The following is a 12,114-nucleotide window of genomic DNA, read 5'->3' on the forward strand; positions in this document are numbered from 1 at the left end:
CTGCCCCGCAATCCCTGGCAGACTGTGCGTCGGTGACCACGAATCGGCAAGACCCTTACGACGACTTCGACCGTCAACGGCGGGTACGCGAAGCGCCGAAGACTGCGGGTTTGCCGGGGACGGAAGGCCAGCACCGCACCGACTTCGCCCGCGACCGCGCCCGGGTGCTGCACAGCGCCGCGCTGCGGCGGCTGGCCGACAAGACCCAGGTTGTCGGGCCGCGCGAAGGTGATACTCCGCGGACCCGGTTGACGCACTCGCTCGAGGTCGCCCAGATCGGCCGGGGGATGGCCGTCGGCCTGGGCTGCGACCTCGACCTGGTCGAGCTGGCCGGTCTCGCCCACGACATCGGCCATCCGCCCTACGGGCACAACGGCGAGCGCGCCCTCGATGAGGTCGCCGCCGACTACGGCGGCTTCGAGGGGAATGCCCAGAACTTTCGCATCCTGACCAGCCTCGAGCCGAAAGTGCTTGACGAACAAGGCAATAGCGCGGGGCTCAACCTGACCCGCGCATCGCTCGACGCGGTCACCAAGTATCCGTGGTTCCGTCGTGAACACAAGCGCAAGTTCGGGTTCTACGACGAGGACCGCGAACCGGCGGCCTGGGTGCGCGCCCGCGCGCCCGAGGGTCGGATGTGCCTGGAAGCGCAGGTGATGGACTGGGCCGACGACATCGCGTATTCGGTCCACGACGTCGAAGACGGCGTCGTCTCCCAGCGCATCGACCTGCGCGTGCTGGCCGACGACGACGAGGCGGCCGCGCTCGCCAAGCTGGGCGAGAGCGAATTCTCCAGGGTCAGCGCCGACGACTTCATGGCCGCCGCGGCACGGCTCTCGGGACTGCCGGTGGTCGCCGCGGTCGGCAAGTACGACGCCACACTGGCCGCCTCGGTCGCGCTCAAGCGGCTCACCAGTGAACTGGTCGGTAGATTCGCCTCGGCGGCCGTCGCCACCACCCGGGCCGCCGCCGGTCCAGGGCCGCTGGTGCGCTATCGGGCCGACCTGTTGGTGCCCGACCTGGTGCGCGCCGAGGTCGCCCTGCTGAAAATCCTGGCGCTGCAATTCATCATGTCCGATCCGCGGCATCTGGGTACCCAGGCCCTGCAGCGCGAACGGATCCACCGGGTGGCGCAGTGGCTGTATGCCGGGGCGCCGCAGACGCTCGACCCGGTGTTCGCCGCGGCGTTCACCACCGCCGCCGACGACCGCGCCCGGGTCCGGGTGATCGTCGATCAGATCGCCTCGTACACCGAGGGCCGGCTGGAACGCATCGACGCGCGCCAGGCCACCGGTTAGCCGCGCGTCATCCCTCGGCGGCGTCGCCGCCACCGCGGACTAGGCTGCCCGGCATGACCAAATTCAGCGGTATCGCCACCCTCGCGGTGGGGCTTCCCGTCGTCGCCATGACCGCCTGCAGTTCACCGCAACATGCGAGCACCCAGCCCGGCACCACCCCTCCGGTCAAGAGCGCCCCGCCGGCGTCGTCGGGCGAGACGACGACCGCGGCGCCCAACGGCGAATCGCTCAGCGCGCAACTGAAGACGCCGGACGGGCGGTCCGTCGCCACGGCGACGTTCGACTTCACCGGCGGGTACGTCACCGTAACGGTCAAGACGGTGGCCGGCGGCATCCTGTCACCGGGCTTCCACGGCCTGCACATCCATCAGATCGGCAAGTGCGAGCCCAACTCCGTCGCCCCGACCGGTGGTGCGCCCGGGAACTTCCTGTCCGCCGGCGGCCACTACAACGCGCCCGGGCACACCGGCAAGCCCGAAAGCGGCGACCTGACGTCGCTCGAGGTGCGTTCGGACGGCTCGGCCTACCTGGTCACCACCACCGACTCGTTCACCCGGGACGTGCTGGTGGGCGGCGAGGGCAAAGCCTTGATGCTGCACGGCGCCGAAAACACCGACAACGCCATGGAACGGGTGGCATGCGGCGTCATCGGAACGGGATAGCCGGCCGGCTCGGCGCTCTAGACTGAGCCGATGTCCAGCCCGGCAGGTTCGTGGGGTCACCGCCCGCGCGCGGGCGACGATGACGCCCGGCCCAGGGGCCGGGGCCGCATTCCCGATCGGGACATCGCCGCCATCCGCGAGCGGGTCCGCATCGACGAAGTCGTCGGCGACTACGTCCAATTGCGGCGCGCCGGTGCCGATTCCCTCAAGGGACTGTGCCCGTTCCACGACGAGAAGTCGCCGTCGTTCCACGTTCGCCCCAATCACGGACACTTCCACTGCTTCGGCTGCGGCGAAGGCGGCGACGTCTACGCGTTCATCCAGAAGATCGAGCACGTCACCTTCGTGGAGGCGGTCGAGTTGCTCGCCGACCGGATCGGTCACACCATCAGCTACACCGGGCCGGCGACCAGCGTGCAGCGCGATCGGGGCAGCCGCAGCCGCCTCGTCGCGGCCAACGCGGCAGCGGCGGAGTTCTACGCCGCGGCGCTGGAATCCGACGAGGCGGCCCCGGCCCGCCAGTACCTGACGGAGCGGAATTTCGACGCCGACGCGGCGCGCCGCTTCGGCTGTGGATTCGCCCCGTCCGGATGGGATTCGCTGACAAAGCATTTGGTGCGCAAGGGTTTCGAGTTCAAGGAGCTGGAAGCGGCCGGCCTGTCGCGGCAGGGGCGGCGTGGCCCGATCGACCGCTTTCACCGGCGGCTGCTGTGGCCGATCCGCACCGCGGCCGGCGAGGTGATCGGGTTCGGCGCCCGCCGGCTGTTCGACGACGATCCGATGGAGGCCAAGTACATCAACACGCCCGAGACGCTGCTGTACAAGAAGTCGTCGGTGATGTTCGGCATCGATCTGGCCAAGCGCGACATCGCCAAGGGGCATCAGGCGGTCGTCGTCGAGGGCTACACCGACGTGATGGCCATGCATCTGGCCGGGGTCACCACCGCGGTGGCGTCCTGCGGCACCGCGTTCGGCGACGAGCATCTGGCGATGCTGCGCCGGCTGATGATGGACGACAGTTTCTTCCGGGGCGAGCTGATCTACGTTTTCGACGGCGACGCGGCCGGCCGCGCGGCCGCGCTCAAGGCCTTCGGCGGCGAGCAGAACCTGGCGGGACAGTCCTTCGTCGCGGTCGCCCCGGACGGCATGGATCCTTGCGACCTGCGGTTGAAATCCGGCGATGGCGCGCTGCGCGACCTGGTGGCGCGGCGTACCCCCTTGTTCGAATTCGCGATCCGCACCGCGATCGCCGAGATGGACCTGGACAGCGCCGAGGGCAGGGTCGCCGCGCTGCGGCGCTGTGTGCCGATGGTGAGCCAGATCAAAGACCCCACGCTGCGCGACGAGTACGCCCGCCAGCTAGCCGGCTGGGTCGGCTGGGATGACGTGGCCCAGGTCATCGACCGGGTGCGCAGCCAGGCCAAGAAGTCGCCGGCCCCGTTTTCGACACGCTGACCGTCGAGAGCTTCACCCATCCCGGCTATGCCGCCGTGCGCGCGGCCATCGAGGCCGCCGGCGGAACGTCGAGCGGGGTCACCGGCGGGGAGTGGATCGACGCGGTGCGCCAGCGGGCCGGTTCGGACCTGACCGCGGGGCTGATCAGCGAGCTCGGAGTGGAGGCCGTCCAGGTCGACGACGAGAAGCTGCCGCGCTACATCGCCGGCGTGCTGGCCCGCTTGCAGGAGGTCTGGATGGGTCGGCAGATCGCCGAGGTGAAGTCCAAGCTGCAGCGCATGTCGCCGATCGAGCAGGGCGACGAGTACCACGCGCTGTTCGGCGACCTGGTCGCGATGGAGGCCTATCGGCGCAGCCTGCTGGAACAGGCTAGCGGCGACGATCTGACGATGTGAGGGCCTCGTCGGCCGCCCGTTCGTCGGCCGCCCGCTCCATGATGGCCGTTTGGTCGTCAAGCTCGGCGACGGTCACGAAGCCGGAGTCCGGGGAGATCCGGTTCGCGACCTTGCGGCGGCCCCCTTCGATCATCGACTTGGCCACGGGACTGCTGGTCAGCGCGCGATAGGTGCCGACGATCTGCTCGTAGCGGCGGCGCCCGGCCTTCGAGCCCAGCACGTAACCCAGCCCCAGCACCACGACATACCGGATCAAAAGCGTTCCTCCCGACTAGCGACCGTTCCATCCTGCCTCACCCGGCCCGGTGCGTGCGCGCCCGATCCGTCCTTATGCAGTTGGGCGCGGATATGCCAGTACGCTAGAGTCGTCCCGCGATCGTGTTGATCCCCTGTAGCTCAATTGGCAGAGCGTTCGGCTGTTAACCGATAGGTTCCTGGTTCGAGTCCAGGCGGGGGAGCAAGGCTCCGACTCAGTGTCCGGCGCTCTGGCCGCCGTCTCTCCGGTGCAAGGGCCTCCGGCTCCGAACTCCTCAACCAAGGCGCCAAAGGCCACCATCCGCCCGGGCGTCAGTTGGCCACGGCAGCGTCCGCGACAAGCGGTGACCGGTTCTCCCACCTTTCAGCGTCGAGCCTGTAAATCTGCAGCCAAAGCGCGAGTGCGGGCCTGCAGGGTTACAGCCTCGGCGAGCGGCGCGCATGCGCTGCGAGGCGTCTCATCGGAAAGCCGCTCACTCGTACGCCGGGGTCCATACCGCGTCGAGGACGGCCTGCCGCGGGTCGGCGTGCGTCCGCGTCGCCACCTGGTCGTCGACCGCGGCGTGATAGACGGCCTCGGCGACCGCCGTCGAGATGGCGCGCAAGTCCTTGACGTCCGGCAGCAACGAGTCCCCGCGAGCCGACGGACTTGCCTGTCGCACAACGGCTTTCGCTGCGGCCTGCAGCATTCCCTTGGTGAGCAGCCGGGCCCCCGCCACGATGATGCCCAGCCCGATTCCGGGGAACACCAGCACGTTGTTGGCCTGCCCGATCGTGTAGGTGGTGCCGTCGTATTCGATCGGTGCGACGGGGGTGCCGGTGGTGATCAGCGCCTTGCCGTCGGACCACTGCAGCACGTCGGCCGGCATGGCTTCCATTCGCGAGGTCGGGTTGGACAGCGGGAAGATCATCGGGCGCTCGCACGACGCGGTCATGGCCTGTACGACCTTCTCGGTGAAGGCGCCGAAAACGGTCGAGGAGCCCAGCAGGATCGTGGGGGAGGCGAGCTTGATGGCTTCCACCAAGCCGACCCGGTTCCCGGGAGTCACACCGAGCTGGGCACGGTTCTTCGCATAGGGCACTTGGAAATCCCGCAGATCGTCCATGTCGTCGAACAGCAGGCCCTGCCTGTCGATGGGCCAGATCTGTGCCGTCGCCTGTTCGAGGGTGGCGCCGTCGGACACCATGGCGTCACGGATCTGATCGGCCACCCCGATCCCGGCGGTTCCGGCCCCGAAGACGATGACCCGCTGGTCGCGCATCGGCACACCCGTGAGATGGCAGCCGCCGTACACGGCCGCCACGACCACCGCGCCGGTTCCCTGGATGTCGTCGTTGAACACGCAGTACTTCTCGCCGTAGTCGCGCAGGATCCGTCGCGCGTTCAACGGCCCGAAGTCCTCGAAATGCAGGATGGCCTTGGGGAACAGCCGGTGTGCGACCTCGATGTAGCGGTTGACGAACTCGTCGTACTCCTCGCCGCGGGCTCGCGCGTGCCGATTGCCCAAATAGAACGGATCCTGCAGCAGCTGCTCGTTATTGGTGCCGACGTCGAGGGAGACCGCGATGCAGCGGCGCGGGTCGATGCCGCCGCCGGCGGTGTACAGCGCCAACTTGCCCACCGCGATCTGGATGCCGCCCACCCCCCAGTCGCCGATGCCCAGGATGGCTTCGGCGTCCGTGCACACGATCAGGTCCACGTCGTCGGGCTCCAGCCCGAAGGTTTCGAACGCCGCCTCGATGTCGTCGGGCTCGTCGATGCTCAGAAAGAGCCCGCGCTGTCCGCGGTACTCGTCGGAAAACCGTTGAATGGCCTCTCCGACCGTGGGTGTGTAGACCACCGGCATCAGCTCGGGCAGGTGGTCTTCCAGCACCTTGTAGTAGAGCAGCTCGTGGCGGTAGTGCAACTGCTCCAGTAACAGGTTGCGGCCCAGATCTGTTGCCAGGCTTTGCAATTGATGCCAGACCCGGTCGGCCTGCTCGTCGAGCGTCAGCACCGCCGACGGAAGCCGTCCGGTCAGCCCGAGCTGCCGCCGCTGCTCGTGCGTGAAGCCGACTCCCCGGTTGAGGCTCGGCGCGGCGAGTGCCGGCGGGATCCGCGGTGCGTGTGCGTCGTACATCGCAATCTCACTTCCGGTGACTCGGCCCTGTAGGGCAACCGTAGCGTCGATCGCGGTGAACGCATCTTGAAGAGCGTTTGAAGCGCCGGCAGGGGCCGTCAGCCGCCCACCGCGACGCCCACGCGGCCAGTCGACCAGCCCGGCACCGGCGGCAGGCCCAGATGTTCGCGCAGCGTTGCGCCACGATATGCGGCGCGGAAGCTACCGCGTTCCTGCAACAGCGGTACCACTTTGTCGACGAACTCGTCGAGGCCGCGTGGCGTCAGATGGGGCACCAGGATGAAGCCGTCGCAGGCGTCCAACTGCACATGGCGATCGATCTCGTCGGCAACCTGCGCCGGTGTCCCGACGAACTGCTGGCGACTCGTCACCTCGATGATCAGTTGCCGGATCGACAAGTTCTCGGCCTGCGCGCGGGCCCGCCACGTCGCCGCGACGGTCTTCGGGTCGCCGTGGCGGACGCGTCCCCGGGTGATGTCGGGATTCTCGACGGGGTCGACGTCGGGCAGCGGCCCGTCGGGATCGTAGGCGGAGAGATCGATTCCCCAGACCTGCTCGAGGAAGGCGATCGCCGTCGGGCCGCTGACCTGCTGCTCACGGATGTGACGCGCGTGATCCTCCGCCTCCTCCGGGGTGTCACCCAGCGCGAACGTCGCGCCGGGCAGGACCTTCAGCTGGTCGGGGGCCCGCCCGTAGGCGACGGCGCGGTTCTTGACGTCGGCGTAGTAGCGCTGACCCGCCTCCAGCGATCCGTGCAGCGTGAATAGCGCATCGGCGTGCCGGGCGCCGAAGTCTCGGCCATCGCTGGAGTCACCGGCCTGCAGCAACACCGGATGGCCCTGCGGGCCGGCGGGGAGAGAGGCCACGCCGCGGACGTCGAACTGGGCACCGTGGTGTTCGACGATGTGGATCCGGGCGGGGTCGGCGTAGATGCCGGCATCGACGTCGGTAACCACCGCATCAGGCGCCCAACCGTCCCAGAACCGCCGGGCGACGGTGATGAATTCCTCGGCCCGTTTGTACCGGTCGGCGTGGTCGAGGAACCCGCCGCGGCGGAAGTTCTCCCCGGTGAACGCGTCGGACGAGGTGACCATGTTCCACGCCGCGCGGCCGTCGGAGAGGTGATCCAAGGTCGCGAATTGCCTTGCCACCTCGTAAGGTTCGTTGAAGGTGGTGTTGATGGTGCCGGCCAGGCCGAGCCGATCGGTGACGGCGGCGAGTGCGGCGAGCACCGTGAAGGTGTCGGGCCTGCCCACTACGTCGAGGTCGTGGATCTTGCCGCGGTGTTCGCGCAGCCGCAGCCCCTCGGCCAGGAAGAAGAAGTCGAACAGACCGCGCTCGGCGGTTCGGGCCAGGTGCACGAAAGATTCGAACGCGATCTGGCTGCCGGCGTCCGGATCGGACCACACGGTGGTGTTGTTCACCCCGGGAAAATGCGCGCCGAGAATTATCTGCTTGCGGCGCTTGATCGTTCGCGCGCTCATCCGGTCAGCCCCCATCGTTTGGCGATCAGCTCGTGCGAGCGCAGTCGATCGGTGTGCCGGTGCGTCACGGATGTGATCACGAGTTCGTCGGCCCCGCTCACCCGGCGCAGCAGTTCCAGCCGATCGGCGACCTCGTCGGGATTACCGACGAATTGCGTTGCGGTGCGGTCGGCCACCAGCTCGAGTTCGTCGTCGGTGAGGGGTTCGCAGAGGTCGGGATCGGGGTAGGGGATCGCGCCCTGCCCGCTACGGATGGAGTGGACCCAGCGGCCGTAGCCGGCCGCCAGGTGCCGCGCGGTGGCGCTGTCCTCGGCGACGACGACATCGGCGGAGACCACCACGTAGGGCCTGTCCAGCCGGGCGGACGGCCGGAAGGCGTCGCGGTAGGCGGCGATCGCGTCAAGGGCGGTGCCCGGCGTGATGTGGTAGCTCGCGACGAACGGCAGCCCGCGGGCACCGGCGACATCCGCGCTCTGGCCGCGGGTGCTGCCGAATATCCAGGGTGTCAGCTGCGCGCGTTCGCCTGGGACGGCGTGCAATTCGTGACCGTCGACGCTGTAGGTGCCGTCGAGCAGCGCTTCGATGGCGTCGATCTGCTCACCGAAGTCGGCGGGTTGCGCGCACGGCTGGGCGAGCACCGAGGCCTGGGCCCGCATCCGGTCGCTCTTCATCAGCGCCGTGGGGTCGAACGGCGCGGGGATGACGATGCCCTCGACGTCGGTCCACGGCCGAGGCGCCGACGGGGACGCCGCCGGCGGCGACGCGGCGGCCTCCGTGCGTCGCTGCCCGGATCGGCCCAGGCCCATGTCGATGCGATCCGGGTACAGCGCATCGAGAATGCCGAAGCTCTCCACGACCGCGATCGGTGTCGTGTGGCCGATCTGCACCGCGGCCGAGCCGACGCGGATGTGGTCGGTGGCCGCGGCGATCTGGCCGATCAGCACCGCCGGCGACGAGCTGGCCACCGCGACGAAGTGGTGTTCGGCGAGCCAGTAGCGCTTGTAGCCCCATCGTTCGGCGTGCTGGGCGAGGTCGATGGTGTTGCGCAGCGCCGTCGCGGGGTCGCACCCGGCGGTGATCGGGGACAGGTCGAGGATCGACAGCGGGGTCACAGTCACGGCGCCACCGCCGCGTAGCGGTTGGGTGCGGGAGCCAATTCGAGGCGTTCGCGCAGTGTTTCGCCGTCGCGGTAGGCGGTGCGGAACACTCCGGCACGCTGGAGCAGCGGCACCAGCTCATCGACGATCGCGGGCAGGTCGATCGCGTTGACCGCGGGCCGCAGTCGCACCCCGTCGACGCCGGCGTCCCGCCAGCGCAGGAGCAGATCGGCCAAATCGCTTGCGCTGCCAGCGAACACGTGCGCGTCGGAGGAGATGGCGGCGGGGGGCGTCAATGGGTCTTCCCCCAGCGAGACGACGAGATCGGCGTACACCTTCAGCGCACGCCCCGCCGAGCGCTCCGCTTGGGCGACCTCGTGCAAGATCGAGCGCAGCGAGTCGTCGTCGTGCGGGGTGATCAGCACGACGTCGGAGCCTGCGGCGGCGAAATCGTAGGCGCGCGACGCGTGCGCCAGCGCCAGCACCACCGGCTGGCCCTGCGGCGGCCGCGGGGTGATGGACGGGCCTTTGACGGAGAAGTATTTGCCGGCGAAGTCGATGTAGTGCAGCTTGTCGCGGTCGATGTAACGCCCGGTGGCCACGTCACGGATGACGGCATCGTCTTCCCAGCTGTCCCAGAGCCGCCGCGCCACCTCCAGGGCGTCGGCGGCCTCGTCGAACAGCTCGTCGGTGCCGGTTCGGGTGCCCCGCCCGACCAACGCGGCCTCGTGCGCGGTGGCGCTCACCCGCACCTGCCAGCCCGCCCGGCCGTGCGAGATGTGGTCCAGCGTCGCAATGGCTTTGGACACGTGAAACGGTTCGGTGTGGGTGACGGTCGCGACGGGCACCAAACCGATATGGGTGGTGACCGGCGCGATGCGCGCGGCGACCAGGACGGCATCCGCGCGGCCCGCCAACCGGCGGGGCGATATCTCGGGCCGCCGCCCCGGCTGAACATCGAAGGAGTCGTCGATGGTCAGGAAATCGAGCAGGCCCCGCTCCGCGACCTCGGCCAAGGCTGCCCAGTAGCGACCGCTGAGGTGTCCGCCGCGGGTGGCGTTGTGCGCGAAGGCGGACCGCCACGCGTGTGGGTGCCAGCCGTAGCCGTCCAGCGCAACGGCCAGATGTAGCTCGGTCATGGCACGCCTTCCGATTCGTTACTAACCCACTCTGCAACGCTCGGGGCGACAACGCATTCCATGCCCGCATTAAGTTCACCGTGAGTAATACTTCGCCGAGCTCACACCCGATGCACGTGCGGAAAGGCGTTCGACGACTTGATGATTCGAGGGCTAGGCGACTAGCGGCTGCAACACGGCCCGTAGGTCGCCCGCCTTCGGCACCCCGGCGCTCCGGTAGCGCTGACGACCCTCGGCGTCGAAGATCAATGTGGTCGGCAGCGACAACACCGACAGCCGCTTGGCGGCGGCGGGATTGGCGTCGATATCGATCTCCACGTGCGACACGTCAGGAAGATCGGCACAGACTTGGTCGACCACGCGGCGCACTGACGCGCATGGGCCACACCACACGGCGCTGAAGTGCACCACCGTCGGGCCCGTTTGTGCCAAGCCCAGGTCGGACGTGTCCGGCGGGGAATCGGGGCTGACTTCGCGCAGCACCCCGGAGCGCCGATTGAACATCGCGCCCGCCACGCTGGCGACACCCAGCGCCGCGACCAGCGCCGTCCCCGCGATGACGAGAGTGCTCACGTGGTCCTCAGATGGAGAAGTCTTCGCCGTGCCATACGCCGGCTTCCGGCGGCCTGATGACACGCTCGGACTGTTGTTGTCCGTCGTTGGCTGCCTCCAGCTTGGCTACCCGGGTGAGGAGCGACTGGAGACTGACGCCCACGAGGTCGGGCATCATCGAGTCGTCCGGGCTGCTTCGCCCGTGGCGGCTGATGACCTGTCCGGGTACCCCGGTGACCACGGCGCTCGACGGAACCTCTTTGACGACGACGGCGTTGGCGCCGATCCGGCTGTCGTCGCCGATCTTGATCGCGCCGAGCACCTTGGCGCCGGCGCCGATGATCACCCTGTCGCCGATGGTCGGGTGGCGCTTGCCGGTGTCCCGTCCGCTGCCGCCGAGGGTGACGCCGTGGTAGATGGTCACGTCCTCGCCCACCTCGGCAGTCTCGCCGATCACCACGCCGGTCGCGTGGTCGATGAACAACCCGGAGCCAAGGACCGCGCCCGGGTGGATCTCGACTCCGGTGAGAATGCGGACGACCTCCGCAAACGTCCGCGCGGCGAGCCTGGCGCCGCGATTCCACAGCCAGTGGTTGATCCGGTGCCCCCAGATCGCGTGCACGCCCGGATAGGCGAAGATCACCTGCAGCGTGGTCGGCCGGGCCGGGTCGCGCTCCCTGGCGGCCCGGATGTCACGTCGAATGTCCGCGAACATGGCTAATCCGCCAGGTCGGCGAAGAGCGGGGTGCTCAGATACCGCTCGCCGAAGCTCGGCAGCACCACCACGACCAGCTTGCCGGCGTTCTCCGGACGGCGGGCGACCTGCAGCGCCGCGACCACGGCCGCGCCCGATGAGATGCCGACCAGCAGTCCCTCCTCCCCGGCCAACCGACGTGCCATGTCCAGCGATTCTTCGTTGCCGACCTTGATGACCTCGTCCACCAGGTCCATCTCGAGTACCGGTGGGACGAATCCGGCACCGATGCCCTGAATCGGGTGCGGCCCCTTCTGGCCACCGGAGAGGACCGGTGACGCGGCGGGCTCCACGGCCACGAATTTCGCCGACGCCTTGCGCTCCTTGATGACCTGAGCGACGCCGGTGAGCGTGCCCCCGGTGCCCACCCCGGCAACGAAGAAGTCGATCTTGCCGTCGGTGTCTCGCCAGACCTCCTCAGCGGTGGTCTTGCGGTGGATCGCGGGGTTCGCGGGGTTCTCGAACTGTTGCGGGATGAAATACCGTTGGTCGTTCTTGGCCAGCTCTTCGGCTTTGGCGATGGCTCCGGCCATGCCTTCGGCGCCGGGCGTCAGCACGATCTCTGCGCCGAAGGCCCGCAACAACATTCGGCGTTCGGTGCTCATCGTGTCCGGCATCGTCAGCACGCACCGGTAGCCGCGCGCCGCGCACACCATCGCGAGGGCGATGCCGGTGTTTCCGCTCGTCGGCTCCAGGATGATCGTGTCGGGCTTGATCAGCCCCGCCTGCTCGGCCGCATCCAGCATGGCGACACCGATGCGGTCCTTGACGCTGTTCGCGGGGTTGAAGAATTCCAGCTTGGCGACGACGTCGGCGACCGCCCCTTCGGTGACCCGGTTCAGCCGGACCAGCGGCGTGTTCCCGATCAGTTGTGTGACGTTATCTGCGATGCTCATCTGTCTT

Annotated in this window: 10 protein-coding genes, 1 tRNA gene and 1 pseudogene; 4 read left to right on the plus strand and 8 right to left on the minus strand. The window is 68.6% G+C overall.

The features are described 5' to 3' along the window. The first annotated feature begins 32 nt into the window (after positions 1 to 32). The 3 genes and pseudogenes from A5701_RS03210 to dnaG all read left to right on the plus strand — a co-directional run bounded on the left by A5701_RS03210 (position 33) and on the right by dnaG (position 3,810). Complete coding sequence (locus tag A5701_RS03210) at positions 33 to 1,298, plus strand: deoxyguanosinetriphosphate triphosphohydrolase (protein ID WP_067748431.1); 1,266 nt, start codon at positions 33 to 35, stop codon at positions 1,296 to 1,298. Positions 1,299 to 1,351: 53 nt separating this feature from the next. After that, positions 1,352 to 1,960 carry a superoxide dismutase family protein gene (locus A5701_RS03215; RefSeq protein ID WP_067748433.1) on the plus strand — a complete coding sequence of 203 codons (609 nt, stop codon included), beginning with the start codon at positions 1,352 to 1,354 and terminating at the stop codon, positions 1,958 to 1,960. A 30-nt stretch (positions 1,961 to 1,990) separates the two neighbouring features. Next, positions 1,991 to 3,810 (plus strand): annotated as a pseudogene (gene dnaG / locus A5701_RS03220) (DNA primase). Here the strand turns inward: dnaG and A5701_RS03225 are convergent. Then, the gene (locus A5701_RS03225) at positions 3,785 to 4,066 is read right to left on the minus strand and encodes a hypothetical protein (protein WP_067748435.1); all 282 of its coding nucleotides are present in this window, start codon (positions 4,064 to 4,066) and stop codon (positions 3,785 to 3,787) included. The pseudogene dnaG and the gene A5701_RS03225 overlap by 26 nt on opposite strands. A gap of 129 nt (positions 4,067 to 4,195) precedes the next feature. Here A5701_RS03225 and A5701_RS03230 point away from each other — a divergent pair. Beyond that, a tRNA-Asn gene (locus A5701_RS03230) sits at positions 4,196 to 4,268 on the plus strand. A gap of 270 nt (positions 4,269 to 4,538) precedes the next feature. On the opposite strand, the gene A5701_RS03235 is transcribed toward A5701_RS03230, so the two are convergent. The 7 genes from A5701_RS03235 to cysK all read right to left on the minus strand — a co-directional run bounded on the left by A5701_RS03235 (position 4,539) and on the right by cysK (position 12,107). Beyond that, on the minus strand, positions 4,539 to 6,185 hold the full coding sequence (locus tag A5701_RS03235) for an NAD-dependent malic enzyme (protein WP_067748437.1): 1,647 nt from the start codon (positions 6,183 to 6,185) through the stop codon (positions 4,539 to 4,541). Positions 6,186 to 6,283: 98 nt separating this feature from the next. After that, positions 6,284 to 7,669 carry an NtaA/DmoA family FMN-dependent monooxygenase gene (locus tag A5701_RS03240; protein WP_067748563.1) on the minus strand — a complete coding sequence of 462 codons (1,386 nt, stop codon included), beginning with the start codon at positions 7,667 to 7,669 and terminating at the stop codon, positions 6,284 to 6,286. Then, on the minus strand, positions 7,666 to 8,787 hold the full coding sequence (locus A5701_RS03245; protein ID WP_067748440.1) for an LLM class flavin-dependent oxidoreductase: 1,122 nt from the start codon (positions 8,785 to 8,787) through the stop codon (positions 7,666 to 7,668). Before A5701_RS03245 ends, A5701_RS03240 begins: the two co-directional genes overlap by 4 nt. Then, positions 8,784 to 9,905 (minus strand): LLM class flavin-dependent oxidoreductase, encoded by a 1,122-nt coding sequence (locus tag A5701_RS03250; RefSeq protein WP_067748442.1) that lies wholly within the window; start codon positions 9,903 to 9,905, stop codon positions 8,784 to 8,786. Before A5701_RS03250 ends, A5701_RS03245 begins: the two co-directional genes overlap by 4 nt. A 153-nt stretch (positions 9,906 to 10,058) precedes the next feature. Continuing rightward, positions 10,059 to 10,478: a thioredoxin family protein gene (locus A5701_RS03255; RefSeq protein WP_067748444.1), complete on the minus strand. Its 420-nt coding sequence runs from the start codon at positions 10,476 to 10,478 to the stop codon at positions 10,059 to 10,061. A 7-nt stretch (positions 10,479 to 10,485) separates the two neighbouring features. Then, entirely contained in the window at positions 10,486 to 11,172 is a 687-nt protein-coding gene (gene cysE / locus A5701_RS03260; protein ID WP_067748446.1) for a serine O-acetyltransferase, read from the minus strand. Between the two features lie 2 nt (positions 11,173 to 11,174). Beyond that, positions 11,175 to 12,107, minus strand: coding sequence for a cysteine synthase A (gene cysK, locus A5701_RS03265; RefSeq protein WP_067748448.1), 933 nt, complete (start codon positions 12,105 to 12,107; stop codon positions 11,175 to 11,177). Between the last annotated feature and the right edge of the window lie 7 nt (positions 12,108 to 12,114).

The organism is Mycobacterium sp. E3305, from assembly GCF_001666785.1.
In the GTDB taxonomy this organism is placed as follows: Bacteria; Actinomycetota; Actinomycetes; order Mycobacteriales; family Mycobacteriaceae; genus Mycobacterium.

Coding starts and splice junctions, on each gene's coding strand:
- A5701_RS03240 (WP_067748563.1), bottom strand. CDS start 7,669: ATGAGCGCGCGAACGATCAAGCGCCGCAAGCAGATAATTCTCGGCGCG.
- cysE (WP_067748446.1), bottom strand. CDS start 11,172: ATGTTCGCGGACATTCGACGTGACATCCGGGCCGCCAGGGAGCGCGAC.
- cysK (WP_067748448.1), bottom strand. CDS start 12,107: ATGAGCATCGCAGATAACGTCACACAACTGATCGGGAACACGCCGCTG.
- A5701_RS03215 (WP_067748433.1), top strand. CDS start 1,352: ATGACCAAATTCAGCGGTATCGCCACCCTCGCGGTGGGGCTTCCCGTC.
- A5701_RS03235 (WP_067748437.1), bottom strand. CDS start 6,185: ATGTACGACGCACACGCACCGCGGATCCCGCCGGCACTCGCCGCGCCG.
- A5701_RS03250 (WP_067748442.1), bottom strand. CDS start 9,905: ATGACCGAGCTACATCTGGCCGTTGCGCTGGACGGCTACGGCTGGCAC.